Origin of the sequence: Chryseobacterium cucumeris (genome assembly GCF_016775705.1) — a bacterium.
GTDB classification, from domain to species: domain Bacteria; phylum Bacteroidota; class Bacteroidia; order Flavobacteriales; family Weeksellaceae; genus Chryseobacterium; species Chryseobacterium cupriresistens.
Genome location: NZ_CP068760.1, coordinates 4,679,257 through 4,705,362, shown reverse-complemented (window position 1 = coordinate 4,705,362; position 26,106 = coordinate 4,679,257). Strand labels below are relative to the sequence as shown.

At 37.9% G+C, this 26,106-nt stretch carries 24 protein-coding genes; 10 read left to right on the top strand and 14 right to left on the bottom strand.

Annotation, left to right across the window (positions count from 1 at the left end; all coding sequences use genetic code 11):
* Positions 1 to 40 precede the first annotated feature (40 nt).
* The 5 genes from JNG87_RS21165 to JNG87_RS21145 form a co-directional block, all read right to left on the bottom strand.
* Positions 41 to 796, bottom strand: coding sequence for a DUF5995 family protein (locus JNG87_RS21165; RefSeq protein WP_202840868.1), 756 nt, complete (start codon positions 794 to 796; stop codon positions 41 to 43).
* A 204-nt stretch (positions 797 to 1,000) separates the two neighbouring features.
* Positions 1,001 to 1,255, bottom strand: coding sequence for a TIGR04149 family rSAM-modified RiPP (locus JNG87_RS21160; protein ID WP_202840866.1), 255 nt, complete (start codon positions 1,253 to 1,255; stop codon positions 1,001 to 1,003).
* 205 nt (positions 1,256 to 1,460) lie between these two features.
* Positions 1,461 to 1,931 (bottom strand): YciI family protein, encoded by a 471-nt coding sequence (locus JNG87_RS21155; RefSeq protein WP_202840865.1) that lies wholly within the window; start codon positions 1,929 to 1,931, stop codon positions 1,461 to 1,463.
* 127 nt (positions 1,932 to 2,058) lie between these two features.
* Entirely contained in the window at positions 2,059 to 3,237 is a 1,179-nt protein-coding gene (pncB, locus tag JNG87_RS21150) for a nicotinate phosphoribosyltransferase (protein WP_110008537.1), read from the bottom strand.
* Between the two features lie 96 nt (positions 3,238 to 3,333).
* On the bottom strand, positions 3,334 to 3,810 hold the full coding sequence (locus tag JNG87_RS21145) for a Dps family protein (protein WP_062673577.1): 477 nt from the start codon (positions 3,808 to 3,810) through the stop codon (positions 3,334 to 3,336).
* Positions 3,811 to 4,244: 434 nt separating this feature from the next.
* On the opposite strand from JNG87_RS21145, the gene rpsL reads away from it, so the two are divergent.
* The 8 genes from rpsL (at position 4,245) to JNG87_RS21105 (ending at position 13,538) form a co-directional block, all read left to right on the top strand.
* Positions 4,245 to 4,658 carry a 30S ribosomal protein S12 gene (gene rpsL, locus JNG87_RS21140; protein WP_002983146.1) on the top strand — a complete coding sequence of 138 codons (414 nt, stop codon included), beginning with the start codon at positions 4,245 to 4,247 and terminating at the stop codon, positions 4,656 to 4,658.
* 23 nt (positions 4,659 to 4,681) lie between these two features.
* Positions 4,682 to 5,158: a 30S ribosomal protein S7 gene (rpsG, locus tag JNG87_RS21135; RefSeq protein WP_062673583.1), complete on the top strand. Its 477-nt coding sequence runs from the start codon at positions 4,682 to 4,684 to the stop codon at positions 5,156 to 5,158.
* Positions 5,159 to 5,164: 6 nt separating this feature from the next.
* Complete coding sequence (fusA, locus tag JNG87_RS21130; protein ID WP_062673585.1) at positions 5,165 to 7,282, top strand: elongation factor G; 2,118 nt, start codon at positions 5,165 to 5,167, stop codon at positions 7,280 to 7,282.
* Positions 7,283 to 7,298: 16 nt separating this feature from the next.
* On the top strand, positions 7,299 to 7,604 hold the full coding sequence (rpsJ, locus tag JNG87_RS21125; RefSeq protein ID WP_002661363.1) for a 30S ribosomal protein S10: 306 nt from the start codon (positions 7,299 to 7,301) through the stop codon (positions 7,602 to 7,604).
* A gap of 332 nt (positions 7,605 to 7,936) precedes the next feature.
* Positions 7,937 to 10,192: a TonB-dependent siderophore receptor gene (locus tag JNG87_RS21120; RefSeq protein ID WP_202840864.1), complete on the top strand. Its 2,256-nt coding sequence runs from the start codon at positions 7,937 to 7,939 to the stop codon at positions 10,190 to 10,192.
* Positions 10,193 to 10,207: 15 nt separating this feature from the next.
* Positions 10,208 to 10,495, top strand: a complete 288-nt coding sequence (locus JNG87_RS21115) for a hypothetical protein (protein ID WP_202840863.1) — start codon at positions 10,208 to 10,210, stop codon at positions 10,493 to 10,495.
* 126 nt (positions 10,496 to 10,621) lie between these two features.
* A complete protein-coding gene (locus JNG87_RS21110; protein WP_395972333.1) occupies positions 10,622 to 11,128 on the top strand; it encodes a low affinity iron permease family protein in 507 nt (168 codons plus the stop codon).
* Between the two features lie 142 nt (positions 11,129 to 11,270).
* Entirely contained in the window at positions 11,271 to 13,538 is a 2,268-nt protein-coding gene (locus JNG87_RS21105; protein ID WP_202840861.1) for a zinc-dependent metalloprotease, read from the top strand.
* Positions 13,539 to 13,851: 313 nt separating this feature from the next.
* Here the strand turns inward: JNG87_RS21105 and JNG87_RS21100 are convergent, their stop codons facing one another.
* From JNG87_RS21100 to JNG87_RS21070, 7 genes are all read right to left on the bottom strand, one after another.
* Complete coding sequence (locus tag JNG87_RS21100; RefSeq protein WP_202840860.1) at positions 13,852 to 16,572, bottom strand: hypothetical protein; 2,721 nt, start codon at positions 16,570 to 16,572, stop codon at positions 13,852 to 13,854.
* 72 nt (positions 16,573 to 16,644) lie between these two features.
* Positions 16,645 to 17,622, bottom strand: coding sequence for a hypothetical protein (locus JNG87_RS21095; RefSeq protein WP_202840859.1), 978 nt, complete (start codon positions 17,620 to 17,622; stop codon positions 16,645 to 16,647).
* Positions 17,623 to 17,848: 226 nt separating this feature from the next.
* Positions 17,849 to 18,271 carry a hypothetical protein gene (locus JNG87_RS21090; protein ID WP_202840856.1) on the bottom strand — a complete coding sequence of 141 codons (423 nt, stop codon included), beginning with the start codon at positions 18,269 to 18,271 and terminating at the stop codon, positions 17,849 to 17,851.
* Positions 18,272 to 18,463: 192 nt separating this feature from the next.
* Positions 18,464 to 19,273, bottom strand: coding sequence for a hypothetical protein (locus JNG87_RS21085; RefSeq protein ID WP_202844394.1), 810 nt, complete (start codon positions 19,271 to 19,273; stop codon positions 18,464 to 18,466).
* An 8-nt stretch (positions 19,274 to 19,281) separates the two neighbouring features.
* The gene (locus tag JNG87_RS21080) at positions 19,282 to 20,013 is read right to left on the bottom strand and encodes an MIP/aquaporin family protein (RefSeq protein WP_202840853.1); all 732 of its coding nucleotides are present in this window, start codon (positions 20,011 to 20,013) and stop codon (positions 19,282 to 19,284) included.
* A 22-nt stretch (positions 20,014 to 20,035) separates the two neighbouring features.
* Positions 20,036 to 21,532, bottom strand: a complete 1,497-nt coding sequence (glpK, locus tag JNG87_RS21075) for a glycerol kinase GlpK (RefSeq protein ID WP_202840852.1) — start codon at positions 21,530 to 21,532, stop codon at positions 20,036 to 20,038.
* Between the two features lie 10 nt (positions 21,533 to 21,542).
* Entirely contained in the window at positions 21,543 to 23,141 is a 1,599-nt protein-coding gene (locus JNG87_RS21070) for a glycerol-3-phosphate dehydrogenase/oxidase (RefSeq protein WP_202840851.1), read from the bottom strand.
* A gap of 116 nt (positions 23,142 to 23,257) precedes the next feature.
* On the opposite strand from JNG87_RS21070, the gene JNG87_RS21065 reads away from it, so the two are divergent.
* The gene (locus JNG87_RS21065) at positions 23,258 to 24,022 is read left to right on the top strand and encodes a DeoR/GlpR family DNA-binding transcription regulator (RefSeq protein ID WP_202840850.1); all 765 of its coding nucleotides are present in this window, start codon (positions 23,258 to 23,260) and stop codon (positions 24,020 to 24,022) included.
* A 75-nt stretch (positions 24,023 to 24,097) separates the two neighbouring features.
* On the opposite strand, the gene JNG87_RS21060 is transcribed toward JNG87_RS21065, so the two are convergent.
* On the bottom strand, positions 24,098 to 24,550 hold the full coding sequence (locus JNG87_RS21060; RefSeq protein WP_202840849.1) for a GNAT family N-acetyltransferase: 453 nt from the start codon (positions 24,548 to 24,550) through the stop codon (positions 24,098 to 24,100).
* A 17-nt stretch (positions 24,551 to 24,567) separates the two neighbouring features.
* Positions 24,568 to 24,960, bottom strand: coding sequence for a rhodanese-like domain-containing protein (locus tag JNG87_RS21055; RefSeq protein ID WP_202840848.1), 393 nt, complete (start codon positions 24,958 to 24,960; stop codon positions 24,568 to 24,570).
* Between the two features lie 131 nt (positions 24,961 to 25,091).
* Here JNG87_RS21055 and JNG87_RS21050 point away from each other — a divergent pair, with 131 nt between their 5' ends.
* Complete coding sequence (locus JNG87_RS21050; protein ID WP_202840846.1) at positions 25,092 to 25,988, top strand: LysR family transcriptional regulator; 897 nt, start codon at positions 25,092 to 25,094, stop codon at positions 25,986 to 25,988.
* Positions 25,989 to 26,106 lie beyond the last annotated feature (118 nt).

Below are 26,106 nucleotides of genomic sequence, written 5' to 3'. Positions count from 1 at the left end.
TTATGAGGCCGGGATCCGTGAGGAAGATCCCGGCCTTTTTTTACGAATTTTTTGTAGCTTCTAAAATCTCAATATTTTTTACCACATCACTGCTCTCACATTTTTTTAGTTCTTTTAAAAGAGCAGGAGTGAGGATCTTCGGGTTCAGAATTTGGGTGGCAACTTTTGCAGCGGCGTAATCTACAATACCGATCACCGATTCCCTTAAGAAATTAGGAGTATTGGAGGCAATGACTGCCGTTGCCCAGGAAGTGTCTCTTGCTTTGGATATGGCAAAATCAAGGACAGCATTATCCTTTCCGTTGGAGAGTTGGTCAACAAGATCTACAGGATAACAGATTTTGTTCAGCGAATTCTGTACATTCTGATTAATGGATGCAATGACATTATTAATGTTCTCAAAATCTTTTTTCAAAGGGTTTATTTTCCGGTAAGGCATAATAGAAGCGGCAGAAACACCAAGGTCCAGGTTAATGTGAGCATTCATACCAAGAAATATATGCTGTAATATTAAAAGATTCCTGTTTTTAGCAGCTTCAAAAGCGATGTACCATGAGTTGGTGCATCTTTCATTTTTACTGTAGCTTTCCCATGCCTGAAGATATCTTTGTGCAAAAGCAATGTCAAGTGAAGTCATCCTCGGATTGTCTTCAAATTTTTTCTGCTGAATTCCTTTCAGAACCTGTGCGGTCATAATTCTGTAGGTACAGGCAAAATATCCTGCCGGACTCTTGTTTTCTTTACACCAGATAATAATTTCATCCAGTTTTTTAAGAACTTCGTCAATGGTTTTCATGATGGTTTTTTGTTATTTAAAGATACTAAAAAAGAGGCGTCTCAAAATTGTCATTCTGAACGAAATGTAATGTAGTGAAGAATCTCATATAGTTGTTTATCAATCAGATTCTTCCTTCGTCAGAAATCGAAGATTCGACGTAGTCAATGACAAAAGCCAATTGTTTGACTTTTGAGACAGCCTCTTTATGTATTGTTATTCTGATTATGGGGTGATGATAACCGGATCAGTGATGATAATCGGATCTGGAAAAGGTTCAAGAATCAGTGGCTTGCACATGGCAGCCGGTTGGCAGGTTCCTCCCATGCATATAAAGTTAGTCATTGTGGTAGTACCGTCAGGACATCTGATCATGCCTTCACCATGGCATCCCCCTGGGCATTCTGCCGGATACAGTGTTCCTCCAAATACATCTTTCAGCTCTCTTCTCGAAAGTTTTGTAATGTTTAATTTTTTCATGTGTTTAATTTTTAGTTTTTATTGGTATATAACTTACTCATAATTAGATAAGTAAATTGGATTATTTAAAAGCTAAAGTAATTAAATTAATTCATTAAAAAAAGAAATATTTATGTGCTTTTATTGGTAATTATTTGAAATGCAGATAGTTAAAATGTATTATGTATTTATTCCAGGAAAGAAGTTGATTTTTTTCCTGCTTTATTTAAGGATTTTCTTTCGAGATCTCATCATGATGCTTAAGATACAATGGCAGCGCTGCGGAACCATACCATGGGAAAATTTCATAGTTGAAGACACCGGCCTGAACTGCCGGATCTGTTTTTACCCACTGCTCGGCTTCTTCCTTCGATTTGGTGTTGAAAATAAACATGCCACGGTAGTTTTCTTTATTCTTTTCAAGGAAAGGTCCGGCAACAACAATTTTGCCTTCATTGGCCAGCTTACCGATATTGGCCATGTGCCCTTTCATGAGTTTCCCCATTTTGGCTTTGTCTTCAATTTTAGCAGAACCTGTTGTCAGTATAACAATCGTATAAGGTTTCATCCCATATTTGTCAGCACCTAAAGAAGTGGCCAGTTCCTGGTTGTATTTAGGCTTTTCTGCTTTCTTTTCCTGAGCATAAGAAAATGCTGACAGAAGGAGACCTGCAAGTAGTAGTACTCTTGATTTCATCTTGTTTTTATTTTGATAAATATAATAAATCCTCACAGATTTCCGAAAACTGAATTTCAAATGTCACTATGAAACAAAAAGACCTCGATGATTTCGAGGTTTATATCTAATTATTCTGATGAGGTTACTAGTCTTTAATTCTTAAAAATTCTTTCGCCAGTTCGATCATCTTTGGATCTCCGGTATATTTACCATGCTCATCGGAAAGTTTTACTGTAGGAATCCATTCTTTATTGGGAGCTTGTACACCAATAAGTTTCATTACAATATTCATGGGCTTCAATCCCACATCATTGGTAAGGTTGGTGCCGATTCCGAATGAGATGCCAATTTTTCCTCTGCAATAATTGGTAATTTCCTCTACTTTTTCAAGATTTAATGCATCTGAAAAAATAATATATTTAAACATCGGATTGATTCCATTTCTTTGATAGTGAGCAATGGTTTTATCTGCAAATTCCAGAGCATCTCCACTATCATGACGAACGCCATCAAAAAGCTTAGCAAATTTTTTGTCAAACTGCTGGAAAAATACATCTGTGGTATAAGTATCAGACAAAGCTACTCCAAGATCACCTCTGTAAACATCTACCCAATGTTCCAGTGCCAACTCATTGGCCATTTTGAATCCATATTCGGCAGCATGGAACATAAACCATTCATGAGCATGCGTTCCGATAGGTTTTACACCGTATTTCATCGCAAAATGTACGTTTGAACTTCCGATAAAAGTAGACTCTTTTTTCTGGGTTAAAGCTTCCATCACCAGATTTTGTACCTTATAAGAGTGTCTTCTTCTCGTTCCAAATTCTGCAAATGTTACTCCAAGTCTGCCCAAGGAGTCAGCCTTTTCGATTGTTTTGCTCATTACCACCTCGTTGGAATCTCTTTCCATGTGGTTCATTTCATAATGCAGTTCACTGATCAATGCCAGCAGTGGAACTTCCCAAAGAATCGTTCTGTACCAAAGCCCTTCAACAATGACAGAAAGATCACCTCCTTCCTGATGGATTTTTACTTCAGAAGGATCATAGTGATAACCTTCTAAAAAATCAAGATAGGGCAAATCTATATAAGGACATGTTCTTGCCATGAACTTTTTTTCATCTTTTGTAAGTTTAAGTTCAGCCATTTTATTGACAGCTTCTCTTAAAGCAGCGTCAAACCCTTCCGGAAAGTGGTGTTTTCCCCTGTTGATAAATTCGTATTTTACGATAGAACTCGGGAATAGCTTTACCACAGCATTCTGCATGGTTATTTTATAGAAATCATTATCAAGGATAGAGTTTAATCTGACGTCGCTCATAATATGTGTAATTTTAACGCAAATATAAAAATAAAAAATAAAATCGCCTAAATGTAAGGCGATTTTTTTGAAATATTTCCATGCTTATGGATGGAGTTATTTTCCAAGATAAGAATTGTACATCCAAACTTCTTTCTCCTGCTCGGTGATATAGTCGCTCATCTGCGAATTTGTACCTTCGTCTCCTGCTTTATCTGTAATGTCTAAAAGTTCTCTCTGCAGGTCAATTACTACTTTGAATGAACTTAGAATCTGTTCCACACTTTTGGTACCGTCCGTTACTTCTTTACTTTCTTTAATGGTTGCTACCTTTAAGTAATCTGAATAATTATGTGCAGGAGTAGCTCCTAACGTAAGGATTCTTTCTGCAATCTCATCAATCTTTAAGACCAGGCTATTGTACAATTCCTCAAACTTTGGGTGAAGGGTGAAGAACTGATCACCTTTAATATTCCAGTGAGAACCTCTTGTGTTCTGGTAGAATACTGAATAGTTAGCTAATAGTACATTTAATTTTTCTGAGATGTTTTTACAGTCGGCTTCTTTAAGACCGATAATACTTGCGTTTTTCATATGTATATATTTATTTTTAAAATGTGATACAAGCACCACTTCCATTCAGTAGAATATGAAGCTTTTTAATGATGACTGCTGTGTTTATCATTGTATATCCCAAATTTACGAAATATCGTGCCGAACTCGTTGGATTATTCATAGATCATAACTATAAGAAAGTTTTTAAATATAGTTTGGATATATCGGGTATGTGATTATGATTTACAGATCTGATTTAGAATTATAAATTCATAATTATTTAATACCCATTTTTTAAGCTTGGAAAAAAGTTTCTTTTCTATCTCTTTTCCTTATGTATATTATACTTCTTTGAATGTTATATCGAAACGTCTTCTATTTTCGATGTAAGTATTTGATTTTAATTTTTATATAAGTGTTTGCAGATTAAAAAAATATTACTATTTTTGCACCCTAAAATAAAAAGCAATTAAATGCCTACTATTCAACAATTAGTAAGAAAAGGAAGAGCCACGCTTGCCAAGAAGAGCAAATCGGCTGCCCTTGATTCTTGTCCACAAAGACGTGGTGTATGTACGAGAGTATATACAACTACACCGAAGAAACCTAACTCTGCACTTAGAAAAGTAGCAAGGGTAAGACTTTCTAACGGTAAAGAAGTTAATGCCTATATCCCGGGCGAAGGACACAATCTTCAAGAGCACTCGATAGTATTGGTTAGAGGCGGAAGGGTGAAAGACCTACCGGGAGTACGTTACCACATCGTAAGAGGTGCATTAGACACAGCTGGTGTAAATGGAAGAACACAGAGAAGATCTAAGTACGGAGCTAAGAGACCTAAACCAGGACAAGCAGCTGCTGCTCCTGCAAAAGGAAAGAAAAAATAATCATTAAATAAGGTACAAAAGCAATGAGAAAGACAAAAGCGAAAAAAAGACCGTTGTTACCAGATCCGAAATTTAATGATCAATTGGTAACGAGATTCGTAAACAACTTAATGCTTGACGGTAAGAAGTCAATCGCATTCAAAATTTTCTATGATGCATTAGATATCGTAGAAACTAAAAAAGGAGATAACGAAAAAACTGCACTTGAAATCTGGAAAGATGCACTTACAAATGTAATGCCTCACGTAGAAGTACGTTCTAGAAGAGTAGGTGGAGCTAACTTCCAGATCCCTATGCCAATCAGAGCTGACAGAAAAATTTCTATGGCAATGAAATGGTTAATCAAGTATTCTAAAGCTAGAAATGATAAGTCTATGGCTTTGAAATTAGCTAACGAAGTTGTAGCTGCTTCAAGAGAAGAAGGTGCTGCTTTCAAAAAGAAATCTGATACTCACAAAATGGCGGAAGCTAACAAGGCTTTCTCACACTTCAAATTCTAATCTGAAATGGGAAGAGATCTTAAATTTACAAGAAATATTGGTATCGCTGCTCACATTGATGCAGGTAAGACTACCACTACAGAAAGGATTCTATTCTATACAGGGGTAAACCACAAAATTGGAGAGGTTCACGATGGTGCTTCTACAATGGACTGGATGGAGCAGGAAGCAGAAAGAGGTATTACTATTACTTCTGCAGCTACCACTTGTTCTTGGAACTTTCCAACAGATCAAGGAAAAGCTTTACCAGAAACTAAACCTTACCACTTCAACATCATCGATACACCGGGACACGTTGACTTCACAGTAGAGGTAAACAGATCTTTAAGAGTATTGGATGGATTGGTATTCTTATTCTCTGCAGTAGATGGAGTAGAGCCTCAGTCTGAAACAAACTGGAGACTTGCAGACAACTACAAAGTTGCAAGAATGGGATTCGTAAACAAAATGGACAGACAAGGTGCTGACTTCCTTAACGTGGTAAACCAGGTTAAAGAAATGTTAGGATCTAACGCAGTTCCAATCGTTTTACCAATCGGTGCTGAAGAAGATTTCAAAGGAGTTGTTGACTTAATTAAAAACAGAGCGATCATCTGGGATGAAGCAGGACAAGGAGCTACTTTCGAAGTAGTGCCAATTCCTGAAGATATGAAAGATGAAGTTCTTGAATATAGAGAGAAACTGGTAGAAGCTGTTTCTGAATATGACGAAACTTTGATGGAGAAATTCTTCGAAGATCCGGATTCAATTACAGAAGAAGAAATCAATGCTGCATTGAGAGCTGCTACTATTGATTTATCTATTATCCCAATGACTTGTGGTTCTTCATTCAAGAATAAAGGAGTACAGTTTATGTTGGATGCAGTATGTAAATACCTGCCTTCTCCATTGGATAAAGATGATATCAAAGGTACTGATCCAAGAACAGACGCTGAAATTACAAGAAAACCATCTGTAGATGAGCCTTTCGCAGCTTTGGCATTTAAGATTGCTACTGACCCGTTCGTGGGAAGATTAGCATTCTTCAGAGCTTACTCTGGAAGACTGGATGCAGGTTCTTATATCTTGAACTCCCGTTCAGGAGATAAAGAAAGAATCTCAAGAATCTATCAGATGCACGCTAACAAACAAAACCCGGTAGAATATATTGAAGCTGGTGATATTGGTGCAGCGGTAGGATTCAAATCTATCAAAACTGGTGATACGATGTGTGATGAGAAAAACCCAATCGTTCTTGAATCGATGGTTTTCCCTGATCCGGTAATCGGTATCGCTGTTGAGCCTAAAACTAAAGCTGACCAGGATAAAATGGGTAACGCTCTAGCTAAATTGGCTGAAGAAGATCCAACGTTTACTGTAAGAACTGACGAAGCTTCTGGACAAACGATCATCTCTGGTATGGGTGAGCTTCACTTAGATATCATTGTAGACCGTATGAAGAGAGAGTTCAAGGTTGAAGTAAACCAGGGACAACCTCAGGTAGAGTACAAAGAAAACTTAACAAAAGTTGCCAGCCACAGAGAAGTTTACAAAAAGCAATCTGGAGGTAAAGGTAAATTTGCTGACATTGTATTTGAACTAGGACCTGCAGACGAAGGTAAAGTTGGTTTAGAATTCATCAATGAGATCAAAGGTGGTAACGTTCCTAGAGAATTCGTTCCTGCAATTGAAAAAGGATTTAAAGCTGCAATGAAGAACGGTCCATTGGCTGGTTTCGAAGTTGAAGGTATTAAAGTTACTCTTAAAGATGGATCTTTCCACGCAGTGGATTCTGACGCTCTTTCTTTCGAAATGGCTGCTAAGCTAGGATTTAAAGAAGCTGGTAAAGCTGCTAAACCAGTAATTATGGAGCCTATTATGAAACTGGAAGTTGTAACTCCGGAAGAATATATGGGTAACATCATTGGTGACCTTAACAAGAGAAGAGGTACTATCAGTGGCCAGGAAGAGAAAAACGGAGCTGTTGTAATCAAAGGTTCTGTTCCACTTTCTGAAATGTTTGGATATGTAACAACTCTAAGAACACTTTCATCAGGAAGAGCTACTTCTTCTATGGAATTAGAGAAATACGCACCAACTCCACAAAACGTTGCTGAAGAAATCATAGCTAAAGCAAAAGGTTAATTTTTAAATTAAAGAAATGTCACAAAGAATCAGAATAAAACTAAAATCTTACGATTACAACTTGGTAGACAAGTCTGCTGAGAAAATCGTAAAAACGGTAAAGGCTACTGGTGCTGTTGTAAACGGTCCTATTCCATTACCAACGAATAAGAGAATCTTCACAGTGTTGAGATCTCCGCACGTAAACAAGAAAGCAAGAGAGCAGTTCCAACTTTCAGCTCACAAGAGACTAATGGATATCTACTCTTCTTCTTCTAAGACTGTTGATGCTCTAATGAAATTAGAACTTCCTTCAGGTGTAGACGTTGAAATTAAAGTGTGATAAATGCATACTTTGCAATGATTATACAATCCGTTCCTTTTCAGGGGCGGATTTTTTTTATCTATATGCTATTTTTATATAACTGCATCAATAGCAAAAAAGCAGATTTGTAATGCATCAAATCTGCTTTTTTTTGAATTGTACTTTCTGTAATCATAAAAAAACTTTAAAGGATTTGTCTTAATAATGAATCAGATCTGTTTAATGATTATAATGAGTCTCCTGATGGGATTAATGATCTGATATTAGCAGGACTTTTCGTGGTGACATATGTCACACTTGTTTATTTATTTAGAATTAATAAAAATAATAATTTTGCAAAAAATTATCAGATGAATAAAGTAGTATCCTTTTCTCTGCTATTATTGGGTGGGGTTCTGGCCAATGCGCAGAAAGTAAATGATTCAGTTAAACACAAAAAAATTGAAGAAGTAGAACTATTTGGTGAGAAAAAGAAACAGCCGCAAGGGCTGGACGCAATTACCAGATTGCCATTGAAGACCAGAGATCAGATTCAGAGTATTTCTGTAATTTCCCATAAAGCCATTGAAGAATTAGGAGCGCTTACAGTTACTGATGTTGCCAAAAACGTTCCCGGGGTAACCTTATTTTCGAGCTATGGCGGAGGAAATGAGAGTATGTCTATCAGAGGATATCGAGGAGTTCCTGTACTGAAAAACGGGGTTCAGCTGGATTCAGACTTCCGTACTGCAGGGATGATTACGGATATGCAGGGAGTGGAAAGTATTCAGGTGATCAAAGGATCTGCAGCTATCGGCCAAGGGATCGGAAATGGTTTAGGATCTGCAGGAGGAGTAATTAATGTGGTAACAAAAAGACCGCAGTTTATTGATCAGACTAATGTAGGATTCCGTTATGGAAGCTGGGATTTTTACAGACCTACCGTAGATTTCCAGAGAGTATTGGATTCCCAGGGAAAAGTAGCTGTGAGATTCAACGGAGCATATCAGAATAATAATTCATTCAGAAGCCACGTGCAGGGAGAAAGAATTTATGTCAATCCATCTGTCGCTTTCCGCCCGGATGATAAAACCATAATCAATGTGGAAATGGATTATCTTCATGATAAAAGGACACCGGACAGAGGAACAATCAATCTTGCTCCGGGAACTGTTGAAGCATTATATCATATGCCGAAAGGGAAGTTTTTAGGATATGCATCTGATTATTCAAAAACAGAGACATTCAACTTTGCGACTACCATCGTACGTAACCTTACAGATAAATTTAAAGTGAGAGCTGCTTTCGTTAATTCTGTTAGCAATACGGATTCTGAAGCTTCTTCCGTATCACTACCGGCCGGCGAAACCAACTATAATATCAGACAGCGTACTATAGGAAAGTCACAGGGAGAAGATATCAACAAAGTATTACAGTTAGACTTCATCGGAGAGCAAATAAAGACAGGATTTATCAACCATACTTTCCAGGTTGGTTTTGACTGGAGAGAAACAGAAACTTCATCCACAACTTACGAAGCCTATAAAAATTCAATTGCACCAGGAAATTTAATCACTGCACGTGCTACAAAAATTGGAAATACAACATATGCCGCCAATCCGCTTGATATTTTCGACGTAGTGAACGGAAGTATTCCCAATCAGCTTCCGGTAAATGTCATCTATAAAAATCTGGGAAGATCAAACGCTGTTTTAACTCCAAGTATCGGAGCAATGGCCCAGGACGTAATGACTATCTGGAAATATGTAAAAGCTCATTTGGGACTTCGTTACAGCAGACTGAACGGATCCACCAATGAGTCTGTAGATACATGGAATCCTAATTTTGGATTGATCGTTTCTCCACTTCCGAATGTTAATGTGTTTGGATCATATACTACAACAACCTCTTTACGATCTTCTAATAACCTCCTTTTAGAGGGTGGAAGAGTAGGCCCGTCGATGACCAAACAATGGGAAGGAGGAATTAAATCAGACTGGTTTAATGAGCGTTTAAGATTTAACGTTACTGTATTTGATATTAAAACAGATCATCTTTCGTTCACTATTCTTGACGAAAATTATAACCCTGTTGTGATCGACAAACAGACGATGTATGGTCTTGCAGGAAATCTTCGAAGAAAAGGAGTTGAAGTAGAATTGATCGGAAGAATTCTTCCCAACCTTCAGGTGATGTCGGGGTGGGCATATCTGGATGCTCAATATCAGGACAGCCCTGCTTATATGAACGGATCAGCACCAATGAATGCCCCTAAACATACTGCAAACGGATGGCTGAATTATAAATTCAATGAAGGTACTTTATCAGGACTTGATGTAGGGGCAGGAATTTATTACGTAGGAAAAAGACCGGTTGACGAATGGACTCAGAAAACATTTACAGCAGGACACCTGAACAGTGTGAGGCCCGGTGACAAACCTTTCGATATGCCGGAATATACAACAGTAGATGCTCAGGTCGGTTATTCTCTGAAAAATGGAATGGGAATAAGAGTATTCTTCAATAATATTTTTGACAGTGTAGGCTATAGCTCTTATTTCAGAGGTGGATATATTGATCAGATCCAGCCAAGAAACTTTGCTGTACAGGTAAACTATAAATTCTAACACAAAAAAAATATTATGAAAATTACCAGAATAGTATTCTTATTATTAATCGCCATTGCCGGTTTAAGCTCATGTTCCGAGGAACATTTATCTGAAGAAGAGCTGAAAACAGCCAGAGAAAATATTGAAAAACATTACACAAATCCCAGAAGTATATATTCATGGGGTAATATTTCTCCCTGGAAAGATCATTGGAACAATACCTCTTATCCAAAAACTTTTTCACCTGGACAGGTCGGAAAGAGTATGATAGCAGAAGAAAAACAAAATCTTGAAAAGCATTTCTCAGGAAAAATCAAATAATTTAGTTTCAATCATTCATATCAATTTTAATTCAAAGAACATTAAGACAGAACTTTTGTCTTAATGTTTTTTAGTATTTATTATTCCGGATTCCTGTTAATTTTATACATTTAATCAATCTATAAAATGACGGTTATGGGAAAAAAAAGCCATAGTTTTTTTGAAAAATTTTCAAACTGGGCTGTAAAATTTACAGGAAGTCCATATGCTTTTATAGGAGCTTTTGTTATCGTAGTGATATGGGCGGTAACCGGACCTTTCTTTGATTATTCCGAAACCTGGCAGCTGGTGATCAATACCGGAACTACAATCATTACCTTTCTGATGGTATTTTTGATTCAGAAAGCGCAGAATAAAGACTCCAAAGCGATACAGATTAAACTGAATGAACTTATAGCTGCTCATGAAAAAGCAAGTAATCGTATTGTGGATATTGAAGATCTTACAGAAGAAGAACTTGATCAGCTTCATGTTTATTATGAAAGGCTAGGCCATCTGGCCAAAAAGGAGGCTGATATTCATACTTCTCATTCTATTGATGCTGCAGAAAGAAACCATGACTATAAATATGAGTTCTTTAAAAGAAAACATGAAGAATGGCTGCAGAAAAAAGATCATAAAAATATTGATTGAAAATTTTTCTTAATATTTTAAATACTGTGTTTTTTTTACATTGTATTACAGATATTATGGAGATTTTGGTAGCTGTTTTTGAATTTTCATCTGGTTTCTAGTGTTTTTTTTAATAAATATATACATTTATTGAAAAAAACATATGAAAACAAAATTATTTTGTTTGCCGGTATTCCTGTTGGCAATATCTGCAAATGCCCAATGGAACAGAGGGCTGCCTCAACAAAAAATAATAAAAAAGAGTGATCATTCTGTTTACTACCAGCTTGATATTGATCAGATAAGGACACAGCTGCTAAGAGCTTCTAAAATAGGCGAAGGTTCTCCCGTCACTATTAATATTCCTACTCTTAATGGAAAAATCGAGAAATTTTCAGTCAACAGCTTTCCGGTAATGGATGAAGCCCTAGCTAACAAATACCAGCTGGGTTCCTACGTTGGGCTCGGAGTGGACGACCCAACCAAATACATCAGGTTCAGTGTCGCCCCCAATGATTTTCAGTCCATGATCATTGGTGCCGACGGTCAATATGAGTTTATAGAACCGGCAACATCTGATAAGTCCTTTTATTCCGTACATGGAAAAACTAATAAAAACGGGCATGCATTTACATGTTCTACAAAGGAAGATAAGGAATCTGTTGCCAATCTTCAAAAGCTGAAAAATGCAGGTGTTACTGCAAGATCTAATAATAAAACTTTCCACACCTTAAGGCTGGCTATGTCAGTGACAGGTGAATACACTACCTATTTCGGAGGAGTTTCTGGTGCACTTACCCAGATTAATGCCACTTTATCAAGGGTAAAGGGGGTATTTGAAAAGGAATTTAATGTACATGTCAATGCAATCGATGCCCCTGGCCTGATCTTTACCAATTCTGCTAATGATCCCTACAGTATAGCTGATAATAAGTGTAAATGGAATTTCGAACTAATGAATACATTGCATGGAGGAACTTATGGTGTTACAGATGACGATTTTGATATTGGACACTTGTTCGGCGCTACAGGTGGTGGTGGAAATGCAGGCTGTATCGGCTGTATAGGAAATAATGATATCAGTGCAACTTCTTATACCGCTGCGCAAAGTGATTGCCAGGATGCCGCAGGAAATTATTATGCTTATACATACCCAGAGAATTACAAAGGAAGCGGTTTTACATCTCCTGCGGACGGTATACCACAGGGAGATAACTTCGACATAGATTATGTAGCGCATGAAATGGGACATCAGTTGGGGGATAATCATACCTTCAGTTATGATGAAGAAACAGGCTCTAATACCTATGTGGAACCAGGATCGGGATCTACCATTATGGGCTATGCCGGAATTACAGGGACCAATACAGATGTTCAACAACATTCTGATGCCTATTTCCATAGCGTAAGCATTGACCAGGTGCAGACCAATCTTGCTGCAGTAACTGCTGATGTGGAAACACCTATCACCAATAATCCACCAGTTGTAGCTGCCATGAATACAACTTATACCATACCGAAATCTACCGCATTTGTGCTGACTGCATCAGCAACAGATCCGGACGGAGATGCCCTAACCTACTGCTGGGAACAGGTAAATTCCAGTTTACTAGTTGATGGTATTGGTAAATCATCGAGTGCAAGTACTGGAGCTTCAGCTATAGGTAGTACATCAACTGGAGCTAATTTCAGATCCTGGACACCTACCTCCAGTCCTACCAGGTATTTTCCTAAGCTGTCAACGGTCTTGGGAGGAGCAGTAAAAAAAGCAGCAGATTTTGAAGCAGCTAGTACCGTTGCAAGAACTACAAACTTCCGTATAACGGTAAGAGACAATAAACCGGGTGGACAGGCCCAGACCGCCTATGCTACCCAAACCATTGTAGTAGGCTCTGCACCGGCATTTACTGTAAATACAACAACATTGACACCCAATGCCAATTCTGCAATTGCATGGACTGTTTCCGGAACAACAGCTGCTCCATATAACGTAGCTAACGTAAAAATTGATTATACAGCAGATGGCGGAGCAACCTGGAATGACCTTGCTGCATCAGTTCCCAATAACGGATCAGCGAATGTTTTTATCCCGGCATCTTTAGCTGGAAAAACGATTCACCTGAGAGTCTCTGCTATTGGAAATGTTTTCTATGCTGTGAAGCAGGCTACCGTATCCGGTTTATTGGCAGTTTCTGAAGCTGGAAATGCGAAACCTGTGAAGATTTATCCAAACCCTGCAGAAGATGTATTGAACGTCACAAATGTTTCTTCAAGCGCTTCTTATGAAATTTTCAGTGCTCCGGGGCAGATCATTGCCAGAGGAACTATAGGCGACGGCAAAATTAATCTAAAAACTCTTGTGAAAGGAATCTACTTTATTACCATCAATAATAAAGAAGAAAAGAGTACAACTAAGTTTGTTAAAAAATAATCAGGTCATCCATCAAAATAAAAAACCTCTGATCATTCAGAGGTTTTTTTATGGTTTGTCTCGTCCTGAAAAAGGTTGACTAAAAAACCATAAAATTAGTCACCCTTATGAATCTAAAAAAAACATCGTCCCCTGTCCAAGAATACAGTGAGGCATTCAAACGACAAGTTGTCTCTGAATATGTGCATATGAAAAATAACGTGAAATTAAAAACATACAAAAAACAAAATCAGAATAGGAAAATTCCTACTCTGATTTAAGTATATTTGAAATATTAAACTAGTCAACCTTTTTCAGGACTAGTCAGTTTGTCTTATCTCATAAAATAGTTGAAATAACTACAGCTTCCCATCAGATTTCGGATAGTTTCAGTGTCAGAATACTGAGCCTTCAGCTGAGCAAAATAAGTTCTGTACTTCTGGTTTTTAAGATTGTCCATTTCTTTTTGTCTGGCATCTTCTTTTTCAGACCATTTCGGATCAGAATAATCAAAATCCTTAGGTGCCTTGGCTTCATACTGATAATATTTACCCTGTTCAGCACTTGCCATCTGGAATAGGATTCTAGCTTTTTCTTCTTTATTATTGGAAAGCTTAAGCGCCTTTTGATAATAATTGATGGGAAGGTCAAAATTATCAGGTTCAATATAAGAAGTATCAAGAAAGTTTTTATAATAATACTTGTAAGGATTCTTTCTGTCTGTATTCCAGAAATCATATTTACCACCGTTGCTGTTGTCGATATCCATAACAAACAATTCGCGGTAATATCCTAAAATAGAAGTATTGTACAATAAGTTTCCGATCAGCTGATTGGCTTTTGCTGCTTTTTCACCTGTGCCGTTTCCAATCTTTTTCAATTGAATCAATGCGTCAGCAAGTTGAAGCTTATCCATGCTTGTTGTAATGAAAGGGAAATCAGTGTAGTTTTCTGCTTTCATACTTTCACTATCCGGGCTTCCGAAACTTTCCCAAACATTATGCCCGAAGACAAGGTTTGAAATATTTTTAAATCCGTTGTACTCTGCAGGAGCATATTGTTTTGGAGTGATGGTTTGCCCATTCTTTTCTGTCCATTCATAATTTTGTCTTGGAATACCCGCAAAGCTTTTTGCTTTTTCATAATAGGCCTTTGCTTTTTCAAAATCGGCAAGTCTCATGGCTCTGTCTCCATAAATAGTATTAAAGAAGGCATCAATATTACCTACGCTGTCCATGTTTTTGGCGATGATCTGCTGCTCAAACTGGGTTTTATCAGGCTTTCTGTAAAATTCTTCCACACTTTTTACCAGGCTGGAGTTCGGATTATACTGCAGATCCGAAAGTTTATTGTTCATCAGGAATGATTTTCCGTCCTCACCCTGAAGGAAGTAACGGTTCGCAATAACATCCTTAAGGAAATCTGCCGTTGAAGGTACTTCACTATAATAATCGAAATTATCTGTAGTGGCTGTATCTTTCTCTACCTTTTTTTCTACAAAGTATTCTGCATACTCTTTCATCAGATGGTCTTCATAGTCTGCATCAATTTTAGGCTGGGAAACAATATCGTTCAGAACTTTCATTCTTTTGATCTCTTCCAGATATTCCGGATTGGTCGTTTTGATGTCATTCAGAATTTCAGAACTTTCTTTATAGTCTTTCTTTAAAAACTTAAGATAAGCGTCTGCAATCTGCCAGTACTCATCCTTAGACTTTTCCTTTGTTTTATCGGTGAATTTTTCCAGACTGTCAAGGAAATCCTGTGTTTTTTCATCGTAGTAATAACCGGTTCTGTTATAGAAAGGAATTCTGTCCGGATTGCTGAACAGCTCATCATCACTTTGGTCAGCTTTAACGTTATTACCTGTTTTATCAGATTTGGAACCACCGAAAAGATTTTTGAAGAACCTTACAATTTTCTGCCAGAAAGAAAGCTTTTCTTCTTTCACCTCAGTTTTGGTTGAATCTGCAGATGTCTCTTTTGAGGTGTTATCCGTTGAATTTTCTTTCGTAGTTGCTTTTTGAGCGTCTGAAGTGTAGTAATAGGTAGGCAAATAGCTTCTTTCAAGCTCGTTGATACTTCTGGCAGCCATTACCTTCAGAATTTCAGAATCAGGATCAATTTCATACATCTTTTCCATCATCGGAATAGGATTGTTGAAATCTTCATAACCCAGAAGGAAGTAAGCCATATTCTTTTCTTCATTCGTGTTGGCTCTTTTCATGATATTACTGAAAGAGGCAGTGTCTGAAAGTTTCATCGAAACAAAAGCAGATTCCTTACGGTCTTTGCTGTTCATGAATACCTGAAAAAAGTTCCAGTTGGCATCACTGTTCATTTCCAGTCCTCTTTGAGCTCCTGCCAACTGGTCCAGAGACATGAAGTAGACCGTTCCTTTTAATTTGATAGGCTCTACATACGTTTTGAAAGCCTGTAGGGCAGAATCGTAATTTCTTGTATAATGATTAAGACGTACCAGCTGATATCCGTAACGCTGCTTGATTTCAGGATTTCTCGCTGCGTTGTACAAAGAGGTTAAAGCAGCGATGGTTTTATGATAATCAAGAGCAGTAGCATTTTTTCTGTTGGCATCCCTGTCGTAATAGAATGAGTTTTCACTTTCTATATAATTGATGCTCATATAAGGCTCAAGATACTTGGCTTCAATCAAATAATCAATACCTTCCTTATATTTCTGGTAAAATCCGGTGCCTAGCTTTTGTAAAAGAGGGTTGGTTGGATTTCCGTTCTTTAAAGCATTCAGGTCGTTCATACTGATCTTATACACCAGATTCTGGGTTTCAGAATAGCTCAGCTGATTGTTGAAAAACTTTTTCCATGTTTCCACATTGTCATCAGGAATCAATGCAGAATTATATCCTCCATAAAATCTGCTGGAGTAATTATGCAGGAAAGGAAGATAAGCCTTGTCTTTGATGATAGTTTGCGTAAAAAGGTTGAAGTAATCATAATCAGGATCCGACCACGCACAGGCGTCAGATTGTGTATAGAAAAGTGATACAACCGCAAGTGAAAGAATATACTTTTTCATAGGGTGTGCAGTGTTTTTTTAGTTTAATATTGTATGATGGCAGTGTTCTGGCAGGTGTCTCTCTCCAGGAGTTTAAAATTTCCGGTCTGACACAAATTTACTATCTAATTGATAATAAATGATATTAAAATGTGGGATTTTTTTCTGTAAAAACCCAATAACGTCATTAAGCTGTTCTTCAGATATTTCCTCTGCCTTTATTTTGAAACCTTTATTCAAATAACTTCCGAAGTAAAATCCGTCTTTCATGACTTCAACTTCGTGATCTGAAATCTTTTTGAAATCGGAGTTTTCCAGATCTCTTTTCGATAAGGCATTAATAAGTCTGTGTTTTCCTAAATGATTGGTAACAATTCCCCATGAATAAATGGGAAGTGCTACTTCAATATTTTTGATCGGATAATCTTCTATTTTCGAAAGATAACTTTTCAGAATATTCACATCCAGAATAGAATTTTTATCAGAGTTTTCAAGAGGTGATGAAGTAGAGTAGCACATCAGATATACTTTTCCTACGGGAGGAATTCCGGTCTGCTTTTTATCTTTCACCTGATGAAGGCGAAGGGTACAGGTAATTTCTTTTCCGGAAATTCTTTTGAGTTCTTTCAGAAATTTGAAATAATCATTTCGTGTACCGGCGGTCCAGTCACAGTCGATCTGGATTTCGTTACTGCTGTTAAAATGATATTCTTTCGCTTTCTTTTGAACTAAGACATGAATGCTTTCTGCCAGAAATCTGATCTCTTCTGCAGAAATGCCCAGCAAGGTCTGATTGGTAATGAAAACCGTAGGAACAATCTGTTTGTCTGTCTGAAAACTTGGGTCTTTGGTGATTACTGCAATAGGTTGAAATTTCCCATTCACCTTATCTACATCAAAAAATCTGGTGTACAAATAAGGAATCGTAGCTTTATCCAGCGCTTTCTTTTCTGCATTATCAAGCTTCAGTTTGGTTTTCCAGTAATAAAACGTGTAAGGATGATTCTCTTTCCTGCTGCATGATGCAATAAGGAAAAGAAGAAATAGAAATAAAATTTTTAAATGTTTCATTGGTGTAAATCACCCTTCAAAATTAAAGATATTTTGGCAGAATATAAACCGTAAAATCCCGGTGATTGAATAAATGAAAGCCAATGATATGAAGGTGAGGCGTTACAAATGTATAAAGTTTTTGCTCACGGAAAATTACAGTGGTACCTTTTTACAATTACGGGGTGGTTTCCCAACAACAAGAAAACCACCCCTGATGGAGTGGCTTTCTCTCTATATTATAGTACTACTTAAAAAATTCGCTTTCGCAGGTACAGGTTTCTTTTTTGATGCTGTCAGAAGATGAGCAGCAGCCTTCAAGGTTTTTAACATTTCCCTTTTCATCGGTAAGGTAGATTTTATCTTTATCAAATTTCAGGAAAAACGTTTCCTCATATTTTTTAAAGACCACTTTCATGACCTTATTAGGAGCATATTTCCCTGCATTGATTTCTTCCGTGGTTTCTTCTCCGCTAGCCTGATTGATCTGGACATACCCAAAATATACATCACCATTATTTTTCACATCCAGATAATAACGAGGAGTACCGGTGCCGCTATATCCTTTCAGGATGTCAAAAGCTCTGTATCCGATAAAAGGAAGCTCTGTCTGCTGTGCCCACGTAAAAATACTGATACACAGAATCATTACACTGAAAAACTTTTTCATAGATATTTTTTTCAAATGTAAAAATTTTTATGCAAAAACATTCACCGTAAAAACACGGTTGTTTAAATGATACGTTGTGTAAAATCTCTTTCACTGAAAGCAGGTATGAATTTTGATTTGATAGGTAGCTTTTTATAACAATAAAACCACTCCTGAAAAGAAGTGGCTTTCTATAATTGAATTAAAATCACATTAAAAAACTGTTGCCGCAAGCTGAATCCTTGCAAACTTATTCGATGGATTCCACATCGCCATCATGGTTACAGGAAGACTGTAATGATCAGTAATCTTAACTACCTTTCCGGCCTTTAGGCCTACATTTACGATGTCAAAGCTGTTTTTACCATTGCCATATAGAAACGTTTTATCATTGAGCGCGAATCCTGCTCCTACAAATGCATCCAGATTGACTTTCTGTCCCTTAATAACAGGATAGCTTGCCTGTACATAAGTGGAATATCTGTTCTTTTTGTAACTTCCATCAGCTTCCAGAATTACTTCTCCTGCATTGGCTCCTCCATACAGCATGATATCAGCCTCAATATTGATCGGGAATGATGGCCCGAAAGTATAGTTGGTCCTTAAATCAATAATATGGGCAGTTCTTCTCTGTGAATAGCTGAAAATATCGTCCGCAGCCACTGCAGTATTGATGTTTCGGGAATTGTAAAGGTCCCATAGCCCAATATAAAAACTTCCGTCAGAATATTGAATATAATAATTGATCTCTTTATAATGGGTGTTGTCTTTATCATCCGCCAGTGCAGATGCTCCCCAGATTCCTACCTTCCATTTTTTCTCTGCATCCAGGGCATACGACAGGTTTCCCATTACAACAGGCTTATCAGTAATAATAAGGCCTCTCCATAAATGATTGTTCTGAATGTTGGCCGTAAAATCAAGTCTTCCTTCTTTGGATTCCGTGGCTTCAGCACTTTCCTGTGAAAATAGCTTTCCTGTCCCTAAAACAAGAAGGAAAATCCCTTTTAAGATTTTTTTCATCATGTGTTTTATTTTAAAAATCCATATAATACTGCTGCGATAATCGCTCCGGTAACCGGACCTACTACAGGAATCCACGCATAGCCCCAGTCACTGCTTCCTTTTACAGGTAAGATGGCATGCATAATTCTTGGTGCAAGATCTCGTGCCGGGTTAATGGCATAGCCTGTAGTTCCTCCCAGAGATAAGCCTATTGCCCACACTACAAACGTAACAGGAATGGCTCCAATAGAACCCAATCCTACTTTAGCGGTTGGGTCTGCCTGTAAAGAAATACTTGGATCTGCAAAGTAGAAGACACAGAAGACCAGTACAAACGTTCCTATGATCTCACTGATAAGATTGGAAGATGTTTTTCTGATAGCCGGGCCTGTACTGAAACATGCCAGTTTTGCTCCTTCATCTTCCGTAATCGCAAAATGGTCTTTATGAAACAGCCATACCAGAAATGCACCCAGCATTCCTCCAATCATTTGCGCTGCAATATAAGAGGGAACCAGGTCCCATGCAAACTTTCCTGCAGTCGCAAGACCAATGGTTACAGCCGGATTCAGATGGGCCCCACTTATTGGCCCAGCAACGGTTACTCCCACAAATACGGCCAGTGCCCATGCGGTAGTAATAACAATCCATCCGGAATTATTTCCTTTCGTATCTTTTAAGACAACATTGGCTACAACACCGTTGCCTAACAATATAAGAAGCATCGTTCCGATAACTTCTGCAATAAATGGGGTCATATAAGTTTTTTTGATGAGTGAGTTAATCTTCTATCCAGCTTTGAGCGCTTTTTACTGCTTTCTTCCAGAAGTGGGTCATTTTATCCACTTGTTCTCTGTTTAATTGAGGATGGAAGTCTTTGTCTACAATCCATTGTTCCTGGATTTCGTCAATACTTTTCCAGTATCCTACTGCAAGCCCTGCAAGGTAGGCTGCACCAAGGGCGGTAGTTTCCAATGTTTTTGGTCTTGTTATTTTAAATCCGAATAAGTCAGACTGGATCTGCATCAGAAGATCACTTGCAGAAGCACCACCGTCTACTCTTAATTCAAGACTTGCTCTCCCTGAATCTGCTTCCATTGCTTTCACAATATCATAAACCTGAAATGCAATTCCTTCCAATGTTGCTCTTGCAATGTGTGCATCAGTAGTTCCACGGGTAATTCCTACAATCGTTCCGCGGGCATACTGATCCCAGTAAGGTGCGCCAAGACCTGTCAGTGCAGGTACGAAGTAAACACCACCATTATCTGGTACGGAAGCTGCCAGTTTATTGATTTCATCAGAAGAATGAATAAGCTTAAGACCATCTCTTAGCCATTGAATAGCAGCGCCTCCTACGAATACACTTCCTTCCAAAGCGTAGTTGACTTCTCCATTGATTTTCCAGGCTACTGTTGTAAGAAGGTTGTTCTTAGAAGAAACTGCTTCCGTTCCTGTGTTCATTAATAAGAAACATCCTGTTCCGTAGGTGTTTTTTACCATTCCCGGAGTGGTGCACATCTGTCCGAATAAAGCTGCCTGCTGATCGCCGGCAATACCTGCGATTGGAATTTTGGTAGAGAAAAGGGTAGTTGCTGTTTCTCCATATATTTCACTGCTTTGCTTGACTTCAGGGAGAATGTTTTTAGGAATATTGAACAGTTCTAATAAATCATTGTCCCATTCTAAAGTATGAATATTCAGAAGCATTGTTCTGCTGGCATTGGAAACATCTGTGATGAACATTTTTCCGCGGGTAAGTTTCCACACAAGCCATGTGTCAACAGTTCCAAAACATAATTTTCCTTCTTCGGCTTTCTGTCTTGCTCCTTCTACATGATCAAGGATCCACTTTAATTTGGTTGCTGAAAAGTAAGCATCCAGAACCAGTCCTGTTTTTTCTTTGATGGTTTCTGCATGTCCCTGTTCTTTCAGCTCGTCGCAGTATTTTGAAGTTCTCCTGTCTTGCCATACAATGGCATTGTAGATGGGCTCACCGGTTTCCTTATCCCAAACAATTGTAGTTTCACGCTGGTTGGTAATTCCGATAGCGGCCACCTCCAATCCGGAAATTCCTGCCTTTGCAATAACTTCAGCTGCTACAGAGATCTGTGAAGACCAGATTTCGTTTGGATTGTGTTCTACCCAACCCGGAGTAGGAAATATTTGTCTGAAATCTTTTTGAGATACATATTCTATTTCTCCACTGTGATTGAAGAGAATCGCTCTGGAGGAAGTTGTTCCCTGGTCTAGAGCGAGAATTAGTTTTTCATTCATGTATATAATGCTAATTTAGGTTGATTACTTTAGGTGAATAAGGAGTCAATAAATATCCTCTTGCCAGTTCAATGAATTCATTTTCCTGCTGCTGCGCCCATTCTTCAGAGTATCCTTTTTCTTCAGCAAGGATTCTTGCTACGTTATGAGCGCTGTCTATCGCTGCTCTGGCATCCAGGAAAAGCAGACGTACTCTTCTTGCCAGGATATCTTCAATGGTTTCTGCCATTTCAGCTCTTACGGCCCATACCACTTCTGCTACGGTGAAGGGATGATCAGGATGGATTTTTTGAGCATAGCGCGGATTACTTTCCTGTAATTTTTTGATTGCCGGAATATCAGATCCGTACACATACAGATGATTGGTTCTGTCTACCTGTTCTGGTTTTACATTTCCGTGGATGGAAAGATGTTCTGTTTTAGATGGGCTATTTCCCAATCTGTGAACTTTCATGGCTTCGTTTACAGTATCTTCTGCCATTTTACGGTAAGTAGTCCATTTTCCTCCGATAATAGAAACTAATCCGGTTTCTGAAGTAATAACTTTATGGCTACGGGAAACTTCTTTGGTGCTTTTGCTTCCATCTTTAGGGGCGGCAAGCGGACGAAGACCTGCGAAAACTGATTTCACATCTTCACGGGTTGGTTTTTTAGCCAGATATTGTCTTGCTGTATTTAAAACAAAGCTGATTTCTTCTTCCAGTGCACGAGGCTCAAAGCTTTCATCCTTTAAAAGAGTATCGGTGGTTCCCACCAAGGCTCTGTCGTGCCACGGCACAACAAATAAAACCCTGCCGTCTGATGTTTTTGGAATCATGATGGCATCATCGCTTTTCAGGAAAGATTTATCCAGTACCAGGTGAATTCCCTGGCTTGGTACCACCAATTTACCATGCTTAGGGTTGTTCATATTAAGAATGTCATTCGTAAATACACCAGTGGCATTGATGACTACTTTACCATGGATCTGATATTGCTGTTTAGAAAACTGGTCTTCAGCAACTACGCCTACTACTTTATCAGAAGCATCTTTCAAAAGGTTGATTACTTTCACATAGTTAACAGCACTTCCTCCTTTTTCAATAATCGTCTGGGTAAGATTAATGGCAAGTCTGGCGTCGTCAAACTGTCCATCCTGGTAAACAACACCACTCATTAAGTGATTTTGTTCAATAGTAGGAAGCTTTTCAACGGTTTTCGCTTTGCTGATGTATTTCGTTTTACCCAAACTTAGTTTTCCCGCAAGGAAATCATAAACAGATAAACCTATCTTATAGTAGATTCCTCCCCACCAGGTATAGTTAGGAATAATAAAAGACTGATTTTTTACAATATGTGCTGCGTTCTTTGCTAAGAGTCCTCTTTCTTTTAATGCTTCTTTTACCAATCCGACATCTCCCTGAGCGAGATATCTAACTCCGCCGTGTACCAATTTGGTACTTCTGCTGGATGTTGCTTTTGCGAAGTCATGAGATTCAAGCAATAAAGTTTTGAATCCCCTGCTTACCGCATCTAATGCTGAACCTAAACCACTGGCTCCTCCTCCTATGACAATAAAGTCCCATTCTTTTACATTGGTTAACTTACTGAGTTCTTCGTTTCGTTTCATAAATGTTTCGTTTATGTTTCGTTTTCAAATATATAAATTAAAAATGAAAGCAAAAAGAAAATAAATGAAATTTTAAAATATCGGAAAAAATCGGTAATTTTGATGAAACGAATAAAATGGAAAAGCTATTACCAAGGCAGGATGAAATACTTAAAGAGCTGGATGAGAAAGGGCATGTACTTGTTCAGGATCTGTGTGAAAAGCTCAATGTTTCTTCAGTTACGATCCGAAAGGATCTGAATTATCTCGAAAGCCTGGGGCTTCTTTTCAGAAATCATGGAGGAGCAAGTAAGCAGGTAAGATATGCTTATGAAAAAAATGTGGGTGAAAAAGAAAATATCAATGTGGAAGCGAAGCAGGTTATTGCCAAAGCTGCATTATCATTGATTCACGAAAACGACTGTATTATATTGGCATCCGGGACAACCATGCATTATCTTGCCAGAATGCTTGTGAATTTCAATTCGCTTACTGTTTTAACGTCCTCACTAAGGGTGGCTATTGAGCTTTGTAACAATCCTAATATTAATGTGATCCAACTGGGAGGGGAGGTGAGGAAAAGTTCAACTTCAATCGTAGGATCCATTTCGGAAGGAATTCTCAAACAGTTTTCCTGTAATAAACTTTTTCTGGGGGTAGACGGTATTGATCTTGAATTTGGAATCAGTACCTCCAATGCGGCGGAGGCACATCTTAATCAGGTAATGATTGAGTGTGCGGATAAGACAGTCGTTTTGGCAGATTCGTCCAAACTGAATAAGAAGGGGTTTGGTAAAATTGCCTCATTGGACGAAGTGGATTATCTGATCACAGATAATGGTATCGGTGAAGAAGACCGGTCTGCGTTGGAAGAGAGAGGGGTTACGGTTATTGTAAAATAGGCTGTATTCAGCTTAATTAAATAGTTAAAAATAGAGACCATCTGACTTCAGGCGGTCTCTATTTTAAAATAGAAATCATTTGACTTGTACTTTCCAGAAAAATCTCTTTTTGTTTTTTCTTTCCGCTCCAAGCAGAGTGTAGAACTTAATGGCTCTTGTATTAAAATCCGGGGTTTGCCATTGAATCATCGAGCAGCCTTCTTCTTTTGAGTGGATTTTTATTAATTCCATTATTTGTTTTCCTGTTCCGTTTCCCCTTGCATTCTCTTTTAGGAATAAGCAGTCAACATACATATAGTAACCTGCGTCCCAGGTGGAGAACTGTTTGAAAAATGTTGCATATCCTGTTATTTCAGTATCAGATTCTGCAACCAGACATTTTATATGGGAATCCGGATCAAGGAGGTGTTTAGCGAGCTGTTCCTTTTTGTTTTCTTCCTTAAAAAAGTTTCTTTCATAGTGCGCATGGGCTTTACATAATTCAATAATGGAACTTATGTCTTTTTCTTCGGCGAATCTTATTTTCATATCTTTATGTTGATGGATTAGCAGGCGCATACAAAAGCGGAACCATTGGTAGGATCTGTTCCTTCTGTGGCATAGCCATCAAATTTCCACCATTCCATTCCTCCTATTAATTCCATCACCTTAAATCCTAATTGGGTCATTTTTAAAGCTCCTTTTGTGGAAGCATTACAGCCTATCCCGTCGCAGTAGCAGACATATATTTTTGACTTATCAAGGTGCCGGGTGCTTTCTTCTGTCATTTCCTGATGGGGCAGATTAATTGCAGATGGGATGTGTTCTTTGCTATAGCCATGTGGTCTTCTGGTATCTACTGCAATGTAATCTGTGCTGTTTTGAAATCCATCATATAAATCTGAAGGATCCATTTCATACATTAATTTTTTCTGGTAGAATTCAATTTGTTCTTGCATAATGTTAAATTGTTTGTAGTGCAAAGCTATGATCGGGTTTATTCTTTTCCTAAGATTGAAATTGAATGTTCTGCAGTGTTAAATGAAATATTTTCAGATAGTGTTTTTTGTTATATGATTAACTTTGCGCTATGGAAATCAAGTTTTTAAAACTTATTAAAACAATTGCGGAGGAAGGGAGTATTGCAGGTTCTTCTGAAAAACTTTTTTTGACACAGTCAGCATTAAGCCATCAGCTTAAAGATCTGGAAATCCAGCTCGGGTTTAAAGTGTTTTACAGGGCAAGGAACAAATGGGAGCTTACTGAGGAGGGAAGTGTGCTTTACAAAACTGCATGTACGGTAATAGATAGTATAGGGAATGGCCTGAATGAGATTCAACAGATAAGAGCCGGAGCGGCGGGTACCATAAAAATCAGTACAGAATGTTACTCATTTTATCAGGGACTACCGTTATTTATTCAGAAAATGAAAGTATTATATCCTGAGATTGAAGTGGATCTGGTATTGGAAGCAACTCATAAGCCTGTGGAAAAAATCATATCCAATGAAATTGATATTGCAGTGGTCACTTCAAAACCTGCCGGTAATAATGAATTGATCTGCATTGAGATTTTTGAGGATGAAGTTTTTGCAGTAATTCATAAAGAAAACCTTTTAAATGATACTGAATATCTTAGTGCTGAGGATTTTCGGGATGCTCATTTAATCATTCATTCTTTTCCTTTAGAAACCGTTTCTGTTTACGATCGGTTCCTTAATCCTAGCGGAATGATGCCTGTGAAGATTTCAGCAGTTCCGTTAACAGAAGTTACTTTGGAAATGGTGCAGGCCAATATGGGGATTACCTGTATGCCGAAATGGGCATTGCATTCATTCAGGCTGTCTGATGAGCTGAAATTTAAAAAAATCGGAAGTAAAGGTTTGAGAAGAAAACATTATCTGGTGGTAAGAAAATCGGATGCCGGAAAAAAATATATTAATGACTTTCTTTTGAACTTCAAAGAATATTTTCAAAATTTTGGATAGTTTTTTTTCTGAAACTGCTAAATGATTAAAAATCAAAATATTTTAGTCGAAATATTTGTCAGTTACAAAATTATTCATAAATTTGCACACTCATTTTAGGGGCGTAGTATGCCTATAT